Source organism: Kitasatospora sp. NPDC001119 (assembly GCF_053598475.1).
In genome coordinates this window covers 92740-109893 of sequence record NZ_JBSFKI010000014.1, presented here as the reverse complement: position 1 = coordinate 109893, position 17154 = coordinate 92740, and the positions used below count along the sequence as shown (strand labels likewise).

The 17154-nt window shown below is 74.3% G+C and carries 19 protein-coding genes; 11 read left to right on the top strand and 8 right to left on the bottom strand.

Annotated elements, in window-relative coordinates; translation table 11 throughout:
• Positions 1-16: 16 nt before the first annotated feature.
• Together ACWDD9_RS19210 and ACWDD9_RS19205 are read right to left on the bottom strand one after the other, a co-directional pair.
• Positions 17-889, bottom strand: coding sequence for a transglutaminase family protein (locus tag ACWDD9_RS19210; protein ID WP_074001369.1), 873 nt, complete (start codon positions 887-889; stop codon positions 17-19).
• Positions 890-986: 97 nt separating this feature from the next.
• On the bottom strand, positions 987-2000 hold the full coding sequence (locus tag ACWDD9_RS19205) for a GNAT family N-acetyltransferase (RefSeq protein ID WP_449812127.1): 1014 nt from the start codon (positions 1998-2000) through the stop codon (positions 987-989).
• A 130-nt stretch (positions 2001-2130) separates the two neighbouring features.
• On the opposite strand from ACWDD9_RS19205, the gene fdxA reads away from it, so the two are divergent.
• Together fdxA and dapC are read left to right on the top strand one after the other, a co-directional pair.
• Positions 2131-2457 (top strand): ferredoxin, encoded by a 327-nt coding sequence (gene fdxA, locus ACWDD9_RS19200; RefSeq protein WP_030061559.1) that lies wholly within the window; start codon positions 2131-2133, stop codon positions 2455-2457.
• 20 nt (positions 2458-2477) lie between these two features.
• Positions 2478-3626 carry a succinyldiaminopimelate transaminase gene (gene dapC, locus ACWDD9_RS19195; RefSeq protein ID WP_074001371.1) on the top strand — a complete coding sequence of 383 codons (1149 nt, stop codon included), beginning with the start codon at positions 2478-2480 and terminating at the stop codon, positions 3624-3626.
• 124 nt (positions 3627-3750) lie between these two features.
• Here the strand turns inward: dapC and ACWDD9_RS19190 are convergent, their stop codons facing one another.
• Together ACWDD9_RS19190 and ACWDD9_RS19185 are read right to left on the bottom strand one after the other, a co-directional pair.
• Positions 3751-4569: a hypothetical protein gene (locus ACWDD9_RS19190; protein WP_074001372.1), complete on the bottom strand. Its 819-nt coding sequence runs from the start codon at positions 4567-4569 to the stop codon at positions 3751-3753.
• A 302-nt stretch (positions 4570-4871) separates the two neighbouring features.
• Positions 4872-5864 (bottom strand): hypothetical protein, encoded by a 993-nt coding sequence (locus tag ACWDD9_RS19185; RefSeq protein ID WP_416875348.1) that lies wholly within the window; start codon positions 5862-5864, stop codon positions 4872-4874.
• 270 nt (positions 5865-6134) lie between these two features.
• Between ACWDD9_RS19185 and dapE the strand changes: the two genes are divergently transcribed.
• Positions 6135-7211, top strand: a complete 1077-nt coding sequence (gene dapE / locus ACWDD9_RS19180) for a succinyl-diaminopimelate desuccinylase (protein ID WP_375874138.1) — start codon at positions 6135-6137, stop codon at positions 7209-7211.
• 111 nt (positions 7212-7322) lie between these two features.
• The gene (locus ACWDD9_RS19175; protein ID WP_449812126.1) at positions 7323-8132 is read left to right on the top strand and encodes an LOG family protein; all 810 of its coding nucleotides are present in this window, start codon (positions 7323-7325) and stop codon (positions 8130-8132) included.
• Between the two features lie 130 nt (positions 8133-8262).
• Here ACWDD9_RS19175 and folP read toward each other — a convergent pair whose 3' ends face one another.
• Positions 8263-9075: a dihydropteroate synthase gene (gene folP, locus ACWDD9_RS19170; protein WP_449812163.1), complete on the bottom strand. Its 813-nt coding sequence runs from the start codon at positions 9073-9075 to the stop codon at positions 8263-8265.
• Positions 9076-9256: 181 nt separating this feature from the next.
• Here folP and ACWDD9_RS19165 point away from each other — a divergent pair, with 181 nt between their 5' ends.
• Positions 9257-9697: a DivIVA domain-containing protein gene (locus ACWDD9_RS19165; RefSeq protein WP_063780265.1), complete on the top strand. Its 441-nt coding sequence runs from the start codon at positions 9257-9259 to the stop codon at positions 9695-9697.
• Complete coding sequence (locus ACWDD9_RS19160; protein WP_380745398.1) at positions 9694-10287, top strand: DNA-3-methyladenine glycosylase I; 594 nt, start codon at positions 9694-9696, stop codon at positions 10285-10287. Before ACWDD9_RS19165 ends, ACWDD9_RS19160 begins: the two co-directional genes overlap by 4 nt.
• A 42-nt stretch (positions 10288-10329) precedes the next feature.
• Here ACWDD9_RS19160 and ACWDD9_RS19155 read toward each other — a convergent pair whose 3' ends face one another.
• Entirely contained in the window at positions 10330-11130 is an 801-nt protein-coding gene (locus ACWDD9_RS19155) for an enoyl-CoA hydratase-related protein (protein WP_074001375.1), read from the bottom strand.
• A 297-nt stretch (positions 11131-11427) separates the two neighbouring features.
• Between ACWDD9_RS19155 and ACWDD9_RS19150 the strand changes: the two genes are divergently transcribed.
• On the top strand, positions 11428-11595 hold the full coding sequence (locus tag ACWDD9_RS19150) for a DUF3117 domain-containing protein (protein ID WP_074001376.1): 168 nt from the start codon (positions 11428-11430) through the stop codon (positions 11593-11595).
• Positions 11596-11735: 140 nt separating this feature from the next.
• Here the strand turns inward: ACWDD9_RS19150 and ACWDD9_RS19145 are convergent, their stop codons facing one another.
• Positions 11736-12368 carry an O-methyltransferase gene (locus ACWDD9_RS19145; protein WP_049655642.1) on the bottom strand — a complete coding sequence of 211 codons (633 nt, stop codon included), beginning with the start codon at positions 12366-12368 and terminating at the stop codon, positions 11736-11738.
• Positions 12369-12655: 287 nt separating this feature from the next.
• Here ACWDD9_RS19145 and sigE point away from each other — a divergent pair, with 287 nt between their 5' ends.
• The 4 genes from sigE (at position 12656) to ACWDD9_RS19125 (ending at position 15883) form a co-directional block, all read left to right on the top strand.
• Positions 12656-13387 carry an RNA polymerase sigma factor SigE gene (gene sigE, locus ACWDD9_RS19140; RefSeq protein ID WP_049655634.1) on the top strand — a complete coding sequence of 244 codons (732 nt, stop codon included), beginning with the start codon at positions 12656-12658 and terminating at the stop codon, positions 13385-13387.
• 122 nt (positions 13388-13509) lie between these two features.
• Positions 13510-14391, top strand: coding sequence for a zf-HC2 domain-containing protein (locus tag ACWDD9_RS19135; RefSeq protein WP_375874135.1), 882 nt, complete (start codon positions 13510-13512; stop codon positions 14389-14391).
• A 160-nt stretch (positions 14392-14551) separates the two neighbouring features.
• The gene (locus ACWDD9_RS19130) at positions 14552-14992 is read left to right on the top strand and encodes a sec-independent translocase (protein WP_449812125.1); all 441 of its coding nucleotides are present in this window, start codon (positions 14552-14554) and stop codon (positions 14990-14992) included.
• A 222-nt stretch (positions 14993-15214) separates the two neighbouring features.
• Entirely contained in the window at positions 15215-15883 is a 669-nt protein-coding gene (locus ACWDD9_RS19125) for a hypothetical protein (protein ID WP_049654115.1), read from the top strand.
• A gap of 68 nt (positions 15884-15951) precedes the next feature.
• On the opposite strand, the gene ACWDD9_RS19120 is transcribed toward ACWDD9_RS19125, so the two are convergent.
• Positions 15952-17112: an Mrp/NBP35 family ATP-binding protein gene (locus tag ACWDD9_RS19120; protein ID WP_049654113.1), complete on the bottom strand. Its 1161-nt coding sequence runs from the start codon at positions 17110-17112 to the stop codon at positions 15952-15954.
• Positions 17113-17154: the final 42 nt, after the last annotated feature.

Here is a 17154-nt window from a genome sequence, read left to right as displayed (position 1 = left end):
GGCCCGCAGACGGGGGTCAGTTGAGCCGGTGCCGGGCCGCCCGGGCCTCCTGCCGGACCTTGGCGGCGGTGTCCGGGTCGAAGGCGTCGAGGATCTGCGCGTAGGCGTCCATCTCCGCCGAGCCGCCGAGGAAGTCCCCGGTGCGGACGAGGAGTTCGGCCCGTTCCAGGCGCAGCTGGGCGGGGTGCCGGGGCAGCAGCAGGGCGAGTTCGGTGGCCCAGAGCTGGGTGCGGGCGTGCTCGGGGCGGTCGGCGGCCCAGAGCCGGATGTTGCCGAGCACCCGCAGCACGACCTCCAGCGGCTGGGCCGGGGTGAGCAGGGCGGGGGTGAACTCCGCCCCGGCGGCGGCGACCAGCCGTTCGACGTCCGCCGGGTCGAGCAGCCGCCCGCCGTGGAACGGGTCGGCCAGGACGTAGTCCTCGCCGCCGGCCGGGCCGCCCACCGCGACGATGAAGTGGCCGGGCAGCGCGATGCCGTGGACGGTCAGCCCGGCCCGCCGGCCGACCGCCATCCACACCAGGGAGAGCGTGATCGGCAGCCCGCGCCGGCGCCGCAGCACCTCGGGCAGCAGCGAGGACTCCAGCCGCCGGTAGTCCGACTGCCGCCCGTGGAAGCGCTCCCGCCCGCCGAGCACCGCGGCGAGCAGGGCGGCGGTCTCCTCCGGCCCGGTCGGCGCCCGCTCGGCGACGGCCGTCCGGACCGCCGCCGCGTGCCGCTCGAACGCGGCCTCGCAGGCGGCGAGCAGCGCGTCCACGCCCGGCGGTTCGCCGGGGTCGCCGGGGTCGGGCACCATGCCGTGCTCGGCGGCGGCGAGCAGGCACAGCAGCACCGGGTCGGGCTGCTCGGCGCGGGCGGCGGTCCGGAAGCGGTCTCTGCTCTGCTCGGTCACGGTGACGGCGACGGCTTTCGTACGGCGGACGGACAAGGCGGCGGACGGACGATCGGGCGGGCGATCGGACGAACGGACGGACGGTACGGCCTGGCGGCTACCCCTGGGGGAGGAGCGCGTAGTGGTAAGTGTGACTGGTCGTGAAGCCGAGTCCGTCATAGAGCGCGATCGCCCCCGCGTTCTCCGCCTCGACCTGGAGGTAGCCGCCGCTCGCCCCCTCCTCGGCCGCGCGCGAGGCGAGCACCGCCATGACCGTCGTCGCCAGTCCGGCCCGCCGGGCGTACGGCTGGACCTCGATCGCGCCGAAGCAGGCCCAGGCGCCCTCGATGACGCAGCGTCCGATCGCCAGCGGCGGCTGCCCGGGGGCGCCCGGCACGGTGGCGAACCAGACCGAGGGCCCGCCGTGCAGCACCCGCCGGGCCGCCTCCTCCACCGCCGGGTCGCCGCTCACCCGCCGGTACACCGACAGCCACCGGTCGTCCGCGGTCCGCGCGAGGCGCACCCTGTCGTGCCCGGCGCCGGCCCGGGCGAGCCCGGCCAGCGGGGCGGTGCGGACCAGGGTGGGCGCGTACCCGGCGCCGAGCCGGTCGAGTTCGGCGACCAGCGCCGGGGGCGAGCCGGGGGAGATCACCTCGACGTACGCGGGCAGTCCGCGCGCCGCGTACCAGGCGCGGACGGCCGCCAGCGCCCGGGGCAGCGGCAGTCCCGGGTCCCCGAGCGCCTGGACGGAGTTGGCCCGCCGGGTGAACCCGGCCGCGGCGCGCAGCGTCCACTCGCCGAGCGGCTCCTGCTCGACGGCCGGCCAGCCGCGGCCCGCGATCCGCTGCAGTTCGACCGGCTCGGTGACCGGCAACGGGACGCGCCGGGCCGGGAACGGCGGCACGGTCTTGCCTGCGACCAGCAGCTTCTCCGGCAAGAACACCGGATCGCCGGTTCGAGGGGCGATCGTCAACCCATGATCGTCCCACGATGTGAGCACGCCGATCGAATCCCGGAACACCGGCCGGTCGTCCACGAACTCCGCGAGGCGGCGGACGGACACGCGTCGTCCCACGTCAGAGCGGTCTATCCGGACTTCCGGACGGTCGCCGACCGGGTCGTGCGTCGCCATCTGGCCACCTCCTGTGCATTTGCGGTCTCCGACCCGCGATACTAGGGGCGGGCATCGACGACGCCGCGCTCACCGCGCACGGCAGCAGAACAGAACGGGCCACCAGGCCCTTCCGAGGAGGAACGACAGCGTGACCTACGTCATCGCGCAGCCTTGTGTCGACGTGAAGGACAAGGCGTGCATCGAAGAGTGCCCGGTTGACTGCATCTACGAGGGCGAGCGATCGCTCTACATCCACCCGGATGAGTGTGTCGACTGTGGCGCGTGCGAGCCGGTCTGCCCGGTCGAGGCGATCTTCTACGAGGACGACACTCCGGAGGAGTGGAAGGACTACTACAAGGCGAACGTCGAGTTCTTCGACGACCTGGGTTCCCCCGGCGGCGCCTCCAAGCTCGGTCTGATCGAGCGTGACCACCCGTTCATCGCCGCTCTGCCGCCGCAGAACGCCGACCACTGACGATCGGTGGCACAACAGCTGTGAGTACCAACAGCACGCGCGCGCCGTTCCCGGGTCACCCGGGGGCGGCGCGCCGCGTTTCGGACAAGCTCCCCGTCTTCCCCTGGGACAAGCTGGAGCCGTACAAGGCGACCGCCCTGGCCCACCCCGGCGGGCTCTGCGACTTCTCCGTCGGCACCCCGGTGGACCCGGTCCCCGAGGTGATCCAGAAGGCGCTGGCCGCGCACACCGACACCCCCGGCTACCCGACCGTCTGGGGCCCGCTGGAGCTGCGCGAGGCGATCGCCGGCTGGCTGCACCGCCGCCTCGGCGCGGAGACCGGCCCGCAGGCCGTGCTCCCGACCGTCGGCTCCAAGGAGCTGGTGGCCTGGCTGCCGACCCAGCTCGGCCTCGGCCCCGGCGACCAGGTCGCCTACCCGCGCCTGGCCTACCCGACCTACGAGGTGGGCGCCCGGCTGTGCGGCGCCGAGCCGGTCGAGTACGACTCGGTGGACGAGCTGGACGGCTCCCGGGTGCGCCTGCTCTGGGTGAACTCGCCGTCCAACCCGACCGGTCGGGTGCTGGGCGCGGACGAGCTGCGCCGGGCCGTCGAGTGGGCCAGGGAGCACGGGGCGCTGCTGGTCAGCGACGAGTGCTACCTGGAGCTGGGCTGGGAGGCCGAGCCGGTCTCCGTCCTGCACCCGGACGTCTGCGGCGACGGCCACGAGGGCCTGCTGGCCGTCCACTCGCTCTCCAAGCGCTCCAACCTGGCCGGCTACCGCGCCTCCTTCGTGGCGGGCGACCCGGTGGTGGTCAGGGAGCTGCTGGAGGTGCGCAAGCACGGCGGCATGATCGTGCCGGCGCCGGTCCAGGCGGCGACGGTCGCCGCGCTCGCGGACGACGCCCACGTGGCCGAGCAGCGCGAGCGGTACGCGGCCCGGCGCTCGGCGCTGCGGGCGGCGCTGGAGGCGTACGGCTTCCGGATCGAGCACTCCGAGGCGAGCCTCTACCTGTGGGCGACCCAGGACCGCCCGTGCTGGGAGACCGTGGCCGAACTGGCCGGGCTGGGCATCCTGGTGGCGCCCGGCGACTTCTACGGGCCGGCCGGCGACCGCTTCGTGCGGGTCGCGTTCACGGCGACCGACGAGCGGGTCGCCGCGGCCGTGGAGCGGCTGGGCGCGGCGAGCTGACGACGGTGCGCTGATCGCGGCGCGCCGACCGTAGCGGGCGACCGTACGGCGAAGGGGGCCGGTGTCACGGACACCGGCCCCCTTCGGGGTTCTCCCCGAGCCGGGGGTTGTGCGGCGGCGTCGGTTACAGCGGCAGGCCGCTGAGGCTGCCGCCGCTCAGGTTGCCGCCGCCCAGGCCGCCCAGCAGGCCGCCGAGCGGGCCGAGCGCGCCGGTGAGGCCGGACAGCGGGCTGTTCGCGCCGAGGTCGGCACCGCCGAGGCGGTTGGCCGACCCGTGCTCGGCCAGGCCGAGCACGTCGGTGGCGGGCAGGTCGGCGGGCAGGGCGTGCTCGACCGAGCCGAGCGGCAGCGCGCGCTGCACCGCGCCGACCGGCAGCGCGTCGGCGACGGCGGTGCCGCCGGGGACGGCGCCGGTGAGCGTCTCGGCGCCGGGCACGGCCTGGGTGACCGAGCCCGCCTGGGTGAGTCCGCCGAGCGGGCCGGTGCCGGCGGTGGCGCTGCGGGTCTCCGCGCTCTTGCCGGTGACGGCCTCGCCGAGCTTGCCGGCCAGGGACGAGGCGACCTTCGGGGTGACCGAGGAGAGCTGGCCCGCGGTCGCCGCGGTCTGGTCGACCGGGGCGGTCAGCGAGCCGGCCTTCTCGTTGGCCTCGGGCAGCTGCTGGGCGACGATGTTTCCGGCGGCGTCGGCGGAGGCCGGTACGCCGGCGGCGACGGTGGCCGCACCCGTGGTCCCGGCGGCCTGGCCGAGCTGGTGGGTGGTGTGCTGGAGGGTGGAACCGGTGTCGGTGTTGGCCAGCTGGCCCAGCGGTGCCGCGAGGTCGCTCTTGGGCAGCAGGGCGTCCCCGCCCAGGGCGGACGCGGAGCCGGCCGCGAGAAGCGGGGTCGCTCCGGCGGCCACGACGAGCGCGGCCTGGGCGATCCGGCGCGTGAGGGGGTGAGACATGGGGCTCCTCGAAGGGGTCTGGGTCCGTCCCGTCCGCCAAAGGACCGGGCGTGGACGACCGGGCGGACGACGTTGTTACCGCTTGAGAAGCCAGAAGGTTTCGGCCGACGCAAGGAATCTTCCTGGCCGACCATCGGATCGTACGACCACGGCAGCGCTGCCCGACCGGCCCGGTCGGACGCCGTCGAACCGCCCCGGTCAAGGGGAGTGACGGTTCTCCAACCGGGTTCGCCGGAGCGGGCGGCCGGTCCATCGGGGTTGACCGGAATCACCCGTCCGGCGGCAACCCGAACACCAGTGCGTCAACTCTTGTCGGCCGGGGCCAGCGTGACCTGGACGAGCTTGGTCGAGGTGCCCGAGGTCTGGTTCTGCCAGCCGTCCTCGGACTTGGACTTGCGCCAGATCTTCCCGTCGTAGGCGACCGTCGCGATGCCCAGCTGCTGGGCCTGGGCGACCGCCCAGTGGGCGACCTCCCAGCCGCTCGCCCGCTCGGCGCTCACCCCGCCGTCCGCCGCCCCCGCGTCCGGCGAGGAGGTCAGGGCGGCGGTGGCCGGGTCCGGGGTCAGCGAGACGGCGTTCTCGGCGCCCTTGATGGTCGAGGTGTAGCCGGTCGCCGGGGTCACCGTGCGGCCGAACTCCCGGCGCACCCGGTCGGACAGCACCTGGGCCCGGTCCGGCGCGGCGGCCGGGGCCGCGGTGGCGCCCGGGGTGGCGCCCGGCGCGGCCGAGGCGGAGTCCGCCGGGTCCGGCTTGGCGTAGTCGTGCACCACGCAGGAGAACGAGGCGGGCTCCCGGCCGGCCAGCGCCGAGGTGAGCAGGGTCGCCTTGGTCTCGTGCTTGGCGTAGGCCTGCGGGTAGCCGCTCTTCTGCACCGTCTGCGCGGCGTCGGTCAGCGGCATCCGGGTGTAGCCCGGGACCTTGACCAGGCCGTCCAGGAACTTGTTGGTCGCGTACACCGGGTCCGAGATCTGCGCCGGGGTGCCCCAGCCCATCGACGGCCGCTGCTGGAAGAGGCCGATCGAGTCCCGGTCGCCGCCCGCGAGGTTGCGCAGCTTGGACTCCTGCATGGCGGTCGCCAGCGAGATCGTGGTGGCCCGGTCCGGCAGCCCGCGCGAACGCGCCACCGCGGCGATCGTCGCGGCGTTGGCGGCCTGCGGCAGCTCCAGCGTGCCGTTCCCGGCCGCCGTCTTCACCGAGCACTCCTCGGACGCGCCGGGCTTGAAACCGAACCACCAGATCCCGACCACGGCCAGGCCGGCGACCATGGCCAGGCCGAGCAGCCCGACGATCACCATCAGCAGGGCGCGAAGCGGCCCGCGGCGGCGAGTGGGCTCCTCTTCGTCGCCCAGCTCTTCGCTGCTCCTTCTCCTGGCCACCGTCGCCCCTCTCGCGCCTGCACCTTGATCCGACACCGTACCCACTCGGACGGATGTGCGGCGCCTTCCGGTTGCCGTCACCCGCCCACTCGCCTCCGGGAGCCGAGGGGCGCGCCGACCGAGGCGGCCCCGGTCCGCGTCGCGGACCGCCGCACCGGCCGGACCGGGCCGCGGATTAGGCTGGCTCCCATGAGCAGCTCGAACCCGACGCCCCTGGACCTCACTCTCGACGGCGGCACGCTGACCGCCCGGCTCGTCGACATCCCCTCGGTGAGCGGCGACGAGCAGGCGCTCGCCGACGCCATCGAGACCGCGCTGCGCGGCTACCCGCACCTCACCGTGGACCGCCACGGCAACAACGTGGTGGCCCGGACGAACCTGGGCCGGGCCGAGCGCGTCGTCCTGGCCGGCCACCTGGACACCGTGCCGATCGCCGACAACCTCCCCTCGTGGGTCGAGGGCGACCTGCTCCACGGCTGCGGCACCACGGACATGAAGTCCGGCGTGGCCGTGCAGCTGCGCCTCGCCGCCACGGTGCCCGAGCCCAACCGCGACCTCACCTTCGTCTTCTACGACTGCGAGGAGGTGGAGGCCTCCCGCAACGGCCTCGGCCACCTGGCCAAGGACCACCCGGAGTGGCTGGCCGGCGACTTCGCGGTGCTGATGGAGCCCAGCGGCGGCATGGTCGAGGGCGGCTGCCAGGGCACCCTGCGGGCGCAGGTGCGGCTGACCGGCGTGCGCGCCCACTCGGCCCGCAGCTGGCTCGGGGACAACGCCATCCACCACGCCGCCGAGGTGCTCACCCGGCTGGAGAACTACCAGCCGCGCCGGGTGGAGATCGACGGCCTGGAGTACCGCGAGGGCCTGAACGCGGTCCGGATCGACGGCGGCGTGGCCGGCAACGTGATCCCGGACGAGTGCGTCGTCACGGTCAACTTCCGCTACGCGCCGGACCGCGACGAGGTGGACGCGGAGAAGCACGTGCGCGAGGTCTTCGACGGCTTCGAGCTGACCGTCACCGACTTCGCCGTGGGCGCCCTGCCCGGGCTCTCCCAGCCGGCCGCCCAGGCCTTCCTGGAGGCCACCGGCGGCCAGGCCCGGGCCAAGTTCGGCTGGACCGACGTCGCCCGGTTCAGCGCGCTCGGCGTCCCGGCGGTCAACTACGGCCCCGGCGACCCGAACCTGGCGCACAAGCGCGAGGAGTACTGCTCGCTGAGCGCCATCGCCGAGGTCGAGGACCGGATGCGCGCCTGGCTGACCAGCTGAGCCGCTGCCGGCGACGCTCGTCCGATCAGCAGTCGAACGCCACCTTCCGGATGCTCAACCGACCTTCCCCCGTTGCCTGAAAACGGGGGAGGGCGGGCGTAGGGTTCCGTCATGACAGGCACAGGAGACGAGAAGCACTACGGCCACGGCCCCGAGCAGGTCGGTGCGCCGCGGAAGAAGAAGGCCTGGCCCGAGAAGCAGAAGGGCCCGGTGCTGGTGCGCCGGGACCAGGTCGGTACGAGCACCACGGACCAGCGCCTGCTGGACACCACCGGTCCGACCGACTGGCTGCACACCGACCCGTGGCGGGTCCTGCGGATCACCTCGGAGTTCGTCGAGGGCTTCGGCGCCCTCGCCGAACTCCCGCCCGCGATCAGTGTCTTCGGCTCCGCCCGGACCCCGGTCGACTCGCCCGAGTACCAGGCGGGCGTGGCCATCGGCCGGGCCCTCGCCGAGGCCGGCTACGCGGTGATCACCGGCGGCGGCCCGGGCGCGATGGAGGCCGCCAACCGCGGCGCCTCCGAGGCGGGCGGCCTCAGCGTCGGGCTCGGCATCGAGCTGCCCTTCGAGCAGGGCCTCAACGAGTTCGTCGACCTCGGGCTGAACTTCCGCTACTTCTTCGTCCGCAAGACGATGTTCGTGAAGTACGCGCAGGGCTTCGTGGTCCTGCCCGGCGGCCTCGGCACGCTGGACGAGCTGTTCGAGGCGCTCACCCTGGTGCAGACGAAGAAGGTCACCCGCTTCCCGGTGGTCCTCTACGGCAGCGCCTACTGGGGCGGCCTGTACGAGTGGCTGAAGGACACCCTGGTCGCGCAGGGCAAGGCGGCCCCGCACGACCTGGAGCTGTTCCACATCACCGACGAGATCGACGAGGTCATGAAGATCCTCGCCGACGCCCGCCGGCCCGCGAACGAGATCTAGCGCGAGCGAGCCGAAGGGTCGCGCCGGTGCCGAAAGCGAGGAGCGACAAGCGAGGGACGAGCGCCGGAGCGACGAACGTCGGCACCGGGTCCGAGCGCCCCGGAGGCGAGCCGAGCGCCTACAGGAGGGTTCACGCCAGCCCCCGGCGGGTGACCGCCGGGGGGCGGGTGCCCCGGATCGAGGCGACCATGTCCAGCACCTGGCGGGTCTCCGCGACCTGGTGCACCCGGTAGACCCGCGCGCCCAGCCAGGCCGAGACGGCGGTGGTGGCCAGGGTGCCGAGCAGCCGCTCGTTCACCGGCCGGTCCAGGGTCTCGCCGACGAAGTCCTTGTTGGAGAGCGAGACCAGCACCGGGAAGCCGGTCGCGGTCATCTCCGGCAGCCGCCGGGTGGCCTCCAGCGAGTGCCGGGTGTTCTTGCCGAAGTCGTGCCCCGGGTCGATGACCACCGCGTCCCGCCGCACGCCCAGCTCCACCGCGCGCTCGGCGAGCCCCACGGTCACCCGCAGGATGTCCGCCATCACGTCCTCGTACCCGACCCGGTGCGGCCGGGTACGGGGCTCGGCGCCGCCCGCGTGGGTGCAGACCAGCCCGGCGTCGTACCGGGCGGCCACCTCGGCGAGCCTCGGGTCCACGCCGCCCCAGGCGTCGTTCAGCAGGTCCGCGCCCACCTCGCAGACCGCCTCGCCGACCTCGTGCCGCCAGGTGTCCACGCTGATCACCGCCTCGGGGTGGCGCTTGCGCAGCTCGGCCACGAAGGGCACGGTGCGCCGCAGCTCCTCCTCGACCGTGACCTCGTCGCCGGGCCCGGCCTTCACCCCGCCGATGTCCAGGATCGCCGCGCCCTCGGCCATCGCGCGGTCCGCGGCGGCGAAGGCGGCCTCGTCGGCGAAGGTCGCGCCCTTGTCGAAGAACGAGTCCGGCGTCCGGTTGACGATCGCCATGATCACCAGCTCGTCGTCACCGAATTCCCGCGGTCCCAGGCGCAGTGCCACCGATGTCTCCTCCAGAGCTCCTGCGGGTGCGATGATGGCCCCCGGCCTCACTAAGGGACCATGCTGTCATGATCAGTGTGGTTGCCTGCCACCACATAGCGGACCGGCCGGGAGTTCGGGAGGACAGCTCGTGTTCTGGGTGATCGTGGTCGCCATGGCCGTGGTGGTCGGCGGTGCCGCCCTGGTGGCGCTCGGCGGGGGCGGCTCGATGCCGGAGGCGGCACCGGACCGGATCTCCGCGCGGCTGCCGCAGGACCGCCCGCTGGGCCGGGCGGACGTGGACGAGCTGCGCCTGCCGATGGCGCTGCGCGGCTACCGGATGGACGAGGTGGACGACGTCCTGGACCGCCTCGGCGCCGAACTCGCCTACCGCGACGCGCGGATCGCCGAGCTGGAGGCCGCCGCCCACCTGCGCGGCGCCGTCGAGGCGACCAGCGCCCCCGACCCGGCGGCCGAACCGCTGCCCGGCCTGGAGCAGTTCGCCCAGGTGGTCGAGCCGGCCGTGGTGCTCGCCAAGCAGCCGGCCGGGGAGCACGCCCCCGAGGACGCGAAGCCGGGGACGGAGAAGTGACCGACCCGGCCGGGGGCGCGGTGCTCGGCGCGGACGGCCTGCGCCGCTGCGGCTGGGGCGACTCCACCGACGACTACCGGGTCTACCACGACACCGAGTGGGGCCGCCCGGTGCACGGCGACGACGCGCTGTTCGAGCGGGTCTGCCTGGAGGCCTTCCAGTCCGGCCTGTCCTGGCTGACCATCCTGCGCCGCCGCGAGGGCTTCCGGGCCGCGTTCGCGGGCTTCCGGATCGCCGAGGTCGCCGAGTTCGGCGAGGCGGACAAGGAGCGCCTGCTCGCCGACGCCGGCATCATCCGCAACCGGGCCAAGATCGAGGCGGCGATCGCCAACGCGCGGGTCGCCCGCGACCTGGCGGGCGGCCTGGACGCGCTGATCTGGCAGTTCGCCGCCGAACCGGGCCGGCCGGCCCCCCGCACGATGGGCGAGGTGCCGGCCGTCACGCCGGAGTCGACGGCGCTGGCGAAGGCGCTGAAGAAGGCGGGCTTCCGCTTCGTCGGCCCGACCACCGCGTACGCCCTGATGCAGGCCTGCGGGCTGGTCGACGACCACCTGGCGGACTGCCACGTCCGCACCGGCGCCAAGGGCTGACTGGCGGGTCCGGGCCGGCCGGCCCGGACCCGTGGACAGGCCCTAGCGGCCCAGGTACGTCGGCTTCTCCTTGGCGATGAAGGCGCGCACCGCGATCCGGTGGTCCTCGCTGTCGCCGGCCAGCGTCTGCAACTCGTCCTCCTTGTCGAGGAGTTCGTCCAGCGAGTGGGAGGCGCCGTAGGCCAGCGACTCCTTGATGGCGCCGTAGGCGACGGTCGGGCCCTCGGCCAGCTCGCGGGCGAAGGCCCGTGCGGTGGCGGCGAGTTCCCCGGCCGGCACCACCCTGGTGGCCAGGCCCAGCTCGGCGGCCTCGGCGGCCTTGACCGTGCGGGGCAGCATCAGCAGCTCGGTGGCCCTGGCGTGCCCGACCAGCCGGGGCAGCGTCCAGGAGGCGCCCGAGTCGGCCGTCAGCCCGATCCCGGCGAAGGCGGTGTTGAAGCCGGCCCGGTCGGACAGGACGCGGAAGTCGCAGGCGAAGGCGAGCGAGGCGCCGGCCCCGGCCGCGACCCCGCCGACCGCGGCGACGGTCGGCTTGCGCATCCCGGCCAGCGCCCGCACCAGCGGGTTGTAGTGCTCGCCGACGGTCCGCAGCGCGCCCTCGCCGGTCTCCTCGGCCCGCTTCAGCATGGCCAGGTGCTCGTTCAGGTCCTGTCCGACGCAGAACGCCCGCTCGCCCGCTCCGGTGAGCAGGACGGCCCGCACCGCCGGGTCCGCGGCCGCGGCGGTCACGGCGTCGCGCAGCGCGACCTTGGTGGCGACGTCGAGCGCGTTCATCGCCTCCGGGCGGTTGATGGTGATGACGGCCAGGCCGCCGTCCAGCTCGTACAGCACGGAATCGGACATGGGTGAGGGCTCCCGGGATCGAGGCGTTGTCGGTCGTGTGTGTCAGGATGCCGGAGCACGCGGGGGCCTGGGGAGTGTGAGGTATCGCACCTTCGGGCGGTGTCCGCACCACCGCCACGCCGGGGCTTATGACGTGGTTTGCGGCGGTTGGGGGCGGTCCGGTCGTGGTTGCACCGAGAGTGATGTTGGTCATCAGCCCGTGGCATGCGGGATAATGGCTTCCGATCAATGCGTTCGATACCGGCGGTGGACGGACTGCCGGTGCGTAGCTGAGCGGTTGCAGGAAGGGGAACGAGCATGGCGGCCATGAAGCCGCGGACGGGTGACGGCCCGCTCGAAGTCACCAAAGAGGGACGGGGCATCATCATGCGCGTTCCGCTCGAAGGCGGCGGACGCCTTGTGGTGGAGCTCACGCCGGACGAGGCCCAGGCCCTCGGCGAGGCCCTGAAGAAGGCCTGCGGCTGACCGCAGCAGGTGCTCGCCATCTCCTGGAGATGTGCTGCCGGGCCCGGGTTCGACGTCATGTCGGCCCGGGTCCGCACGTTTTCCCGGGCCCGGGCCCGAAGGGGCGCCGGGCTCGGCGCGTGACGCTCAGCGCTTGATGTTCAGCGCTTGACGGCGCAGAGCAGCCCGTCCGACACCGGCAGCAGCGCCGGCAGCAGGGCCTCGCTCTCCCGCACGTCCCGGACCAGGTCCCGGACCGCGCCGGTCTGCGGGTCCTGGAGCTCCGGCTCGGCCAGCCGGCCCTCCTGGAAGACGCCCTCGAAGCAGACCATCCCGCCCGGCCGCAGCAGCCGCAGCGCCTCCCGCAGGTACTCGCAGGACTCGACCGGGTCGCCGTCGCAGAACACCAGGTCGTACTGGCCGTCGGCGAGCCGGGGCAGCACCTCCAGCGCCCGGCCCGGTATGAACCGGGAGCGGTTGGCCGCGAACCCGGCCGCCTGGTACGCCTCGCGGGCCAGCTGCTGGCGCACCGGCTCGGAGTCGACCGTGGTGAGCACGCCGTCCGGCCGCATTCCGCGCAGCAGGTAGACCCCGGACACCCCGGTGCCGGTGCCGATCTCGGCCACCGCCTTGGCGTCCAGCGCGGCGGCCAGCAGCCGCAGGCAGGCCCCGCCGCTCGGTCCGATCGCCCGTATCCCGGTCCGCGCGGACTGCGCCCGGGCGTAGGTCAGCACGGCGTCCTCGCTCACATAGGTGTCGGCGAGGGCCGCGTGCGCGGGCCCGAACTCGCTGATGGCTGCCTCTTTCGGAGCCCCGGGCGAGGCCCGGTGCCGAAGGATGTCGATATTTCCTGGCACAGATTACTGGCCGACCGGGAACCGCGTACGGCGGCGGGCCGTTGTCAGGACGGACCGGGTGCGGAAGACCTCCCGGGCACTTTTATCCGGGCTTGACGGGTGAGGTGGATATGGTGGTGGCCCTGCTGGGCAGAAGAGCCGACCGAGGAGGTGTGGCCGAGGGCGACGTCCCTGTGCGGCGGCACTTCCGCGGCACCGCGTCAGCCCGTACGCCGAAGCCCGTGATGAACCAGCCTGCGCACTCCGACCTGGACCAGCCCGTGGCCGCGACGCCGGCCGGCGGCGCCACCGAGGCCCCCGCCCTCGCGACCTTCACCGAGGGTCCCGACGCGCAGACCTGGACTCCGCCCAGCTGGGAGGAGATCGTCGAGGCGCACAGCGCCCGCGTCTACCGGCTCGCCTACCGCCTGACGGGCAACCAGCACGACGCCGAGGACCTCACCCAGGAGGTCTTCGTCCGGGTGTTCCGTTCGCTGTCCACGTACACCCCCGGCACGTTCGAGGGCTGGCTGCACCGGATCACCACCAACCTCTTCCTGGACATGGTCCGCCGCCGCCAGCGCATCCGCTTCGACGCGCTCGGCGAGGACGCGGCCGAGCGGCTCGCCTCCCGCGAGCCGAGCCCGGCCCAGCACTTCAGCGACACCCACTTCGACGCCGACGTGCAGCAGGCGCTGGACACCCTGGCGCCGGAGTTCCGCGCCGCGGTGGTGCTCTGCGACATCGAGGGCCTGTCCTACGAGGAGATCGCCGCCACGCTGGGCGTCAAGCTCGGCACCGTCCGCAGCCGCATCCACCGCGGCCGCTCGCACCTGCGCGCCGCGCTCAAGCACCGCGCCCCCGGCTCGGCCCCCGGCCGGGAGCGCCGCGGCGGCTCGGAGGAGCCGGTGCCGGTCGGCGTCGGAGCGGTCGAGGCCGCGGTCGCGCCCGGTGGGCGCGGACGGAGGCGGTCGTGAGCGGAACCAGCCGGTCCGGTTCGGGTCGGTCGGACGCCTCCGACCGGTCCCCGAACCGACGGGGCTGGGCCCTGCCGGGCCGTCGCGGAGGCGACGAACCCGGTGAGCCCGTGCTGCCCGCGGTGGCACTGCCCGCGGACACGGCGCTGCACGCGCTTCCCGTCCGCCCCGCCGCACCCGCCGAGGACCACCACCTCGGCGAGCGCCTCTCCGCCTTCCTGGACGGCGAGCTCGGCCACGACTCGCGCGACCGCGTCCAGGCCCACCTGGCGACCTGCCCGCACTGCCTCGCCGAGGTCGACGAGGCCCGCGCCGTCAAGCACATGCTGACCCGCACCGGCACGCCCGGCCCGTCCTCCGCGCTGATGGCCCGCCTGATGGCCGTCGGCGGCCTTCCCGAGGACGCCCCGGCGGACGGCGACTGGCCGGCCGGCCGCGGCCGCCGCGATGACGACGACGACCTGCCCGGCGGCGGGGTCGCCGCCGCCGGGACGCTCGGCGGCAGCCGGCTCGACGGCGGCTCCTTCGGCCGCGGTGCCGGGGCCTCCTTCGGCGCCGGCGCGCTCGGCGCGGACACGCCGCTGCCCGGGGTGGACCCGCGCGCCTTCGGGCGCGGCGCGGTGCTGCGGCCGCTGATGGGCCGGCGCTCCGCCCGCCCCGAGCCCACCGCCGCCCCCGCCCGTCCGCAGTCCTCCGCGGCCGTCGTCCGCCCGCCCGCGCGGGGCCGCCGGCTGGTGTTCGCCGCCGCGGGCGCCTTCTCCGTCGCCGCGGTGACGCTCGGCGGTGTCGGCGGGCTCAGCACGCAGGGCGAGGAGCGCCACGGCACCACCGTCAGCCCGCCCGGCTCCGGCACCGGACGCGGCGGCGGCCTCGTCCCGATGAACGCCCAGGTCCCGGTGGACTTCCCCGGCCGCCCGGTCGCCGCGACCCGCGACGCGACCCCGCCGGGCTCCCCGGAGCGCTACCCCGGGGGCGCCGTGGCACAGCGCCAGCAGACCCGCTAGAACAACCCTCGACGGACCCGGGACGCACGCTCGATCCCCCGTCCGGACGGCCTCGGCCACCGGCAGGTCTTTACCACGGCTTCATCCCAGCGTGGACCAGGGACTCGCCGGTGGCCATTACCCTGTAGGAACCGTCGTCCGACGAGCTAGGGAGCCAAAGGTGTTCAGCGACGTGAGCGGGCTGGAGGTGCTGACCCTCGTCGTGATGGCCATCATCATCTTCGGTCCGGACAAACTGCCGAAGCTGATCCAGGACACCATGAACGTCGTCCGGAAGATCCGTTCCTTCGCCGACAACGCGAAGGAGGACATCCGCAGCGAGCTGGGCCCCGATTTCCAGGACTTCGAGTTCGAGGACCTGAACCCCAAGACCTTCGTCCGCAAGCAGCTCATGGGCGGCGAGGAGGACCCGCTGGGCCTCAAGGGGATGAAGGACTCGCTGGACATCCGCTCCGTCCTGGACGACAAGCCCGCGGCCCCGGTCAACGGCCGCAGCGGCAGCGTCAGCTTCGAGAAGTCCGCGCCGGCCCCCGCCCCCGCCTCGACCGGCGCCCCGCTGGCCCCCGGCGAGCGCCCCCCGTTCGACCCCGACGCCACCTGACCGACCCCGCGTACGGCGCCCCGGCGCCGCGCCACCGCCCCGCCCGGCCACCCGGCTGAGCGGGGCGGTGGCGTGTGCGCCGCTATTGTGCTGATTGCTCCCGCTGAGCCGTCCGTCACACCGCGCCCCGTCGCGGACCGGTAACGGCCCCGGGGAGCGCCGCGGTACGCCACCATGGGAGCGCGCCACGGCAGGCAAACGTGTGTTTGAGGAGGCCCGGGGATGGACGCGACGAGTCAGGCGGGAGGGGCGACGGCCACGGCCGGCGGCCCGGTGGTCGGCGGACAGGCGGGCCCGGCGGACCCGCTGGTGCCCTACCTGTCCGCAGACTTCCCCTGGTACGGGCTGGACGAGGGCTGGACCGGCCGTCGCTTCCTGGTGCAGGCCGGCGCCGGCCCCCGCACCGCGGGCAGCGTCGACTACGGCTCGCTCGGCCACGGCGAGGAGCCGGCCCAGCGGTACGAGCCGCGCGACGTGCGGAAGTTCGCCGTCGTGGTCACCGTGGCCCGCCGGGACAGCCGCCGCAGCGCCGACAACACCGGCACCCTGGAGGCGACCTCCGCCTCCTCCGCCGCCTGGCTGGCCGGCTCCGGCCTGCTCGCCGGCACCTGGCCCGGGCAGCTGGACCGGGCGCTGCGCCAGGACTGGCTGGACCAGCAGAGCAGCCTCGCCTGGGACCTCGCCGACGACCTGGCCGGCCCGGGCTGGTCCACCCTCAGCCTGCCGGTCAACGGCCTGCCGCAGCCCTTCCGCTACCGCGAGTCCGAGTACGGCTGGGTGCTGGCCGGCGAGGCCCCCGGCGTCCTGCTCGGCGCCTACGGCCGCGGCGTCAGCGCGTACGGCCTCGGCTTCTCCACCGTCCCGGACCTGACCGCCTACACCCGGCCGTAGGGCCCGCGGCGGTACGGCGAAGGGCCGGGTGGTCTGGTCCGACCACCCGGCCCTTCGCCGTCACCGTCTCAGAACTTGTTCCTGGGCGTCAGGCCCAGCGACATCCCGGACAGCCCGCGCTGGCGGCCGCCGAGCTTGCCGGCCACCGCGCGCAGGGCGACGCCGGCCGGGGAGTCGGGCGCGGCGAGCACGACCGGGCGGCCGTCGTCGCCGCCCTCGCGCAGCCGCACGTCGATCGGGATCGAGCCGAGCACCGGGACGGTCGCGCCGACGGTGCGGGTGAGCGCGTCCGCGACGGTCTGGCCGCCGCCGGTGCCGAAGACGTCGATCATCTCGTCGCAGTGCGGGCACGGCATGCCGGACATGTTCTCGATCACGCCGACGATCTTCTGGTGGGTCTGCACCGCGATGGTGCCGGCCCGCTCGGCCACCTCGGCGGCGGCCATCTGCGGGGTGGTGACGATCAGGATCTCCGCGTTGGGGACCAGCTGGGCCACCGAGATGGCGATGTCGCCGGTGCCGGGCGGCAGGTCCAGCAGCAGCACGTCCAGGTCGCCCCAGTACACGTCGGCGAGGAACTGCTGGAGCGCGCGGTGCAGCATCGGGCCGCGCCAGACCACCGGGGCGTTGCCCGGGGTGAACATGCCGATCGAGATGACCTTCACGCCGTTCGCCTGCGGCGGCATGATCATGTCCTGGACCTGGGTCGGCCGGCCCTCGACGCCCAGCATGCGCGGCACGCTGTGGCCGTAGATGTCGGCGTCCACCACGGCGACCTTCAGGCCGTCGGCGGCCATCGCGGCCGCCAGGTTGACGGTCACCGAGGACTTGCCGACGCCGCCCTTGCCGGAGGCGACGGCGTAGACCCGGGTCAGCGTGCCCGGCTTGGCGAACGGGATCTCCCGCTCGGGGGCGCCGCCGCGCAGCAGCTGGGACAGCTCCTTGCGCTGCTCGTCGCTCATCACGTCGAGCTCGACCTCGACGCCGGTCACGCCGGGGACCTTCCCGACCGCCTCGCGCACCCGGGTGACGATGGTGTCGCGCATCGGGCAGCCGGAGACCGTCAGGTAGACCGCGACGCTCACCACGCCGCCCTCGGCGATCCCGACCGATTTCACCATGCCGATCTCGGTGATCGGGCGGTTGATCTCCGGGTCGTTGACGGTCGCCAGCGCCTGGCGTACGGACTCCTCCGTGACGCCGGCCGCGACCTCTGTCTCGTTGGCCATGCCTTGATGGTACGGCGCCCGGCGAAGTCGTTAACCGGTCGG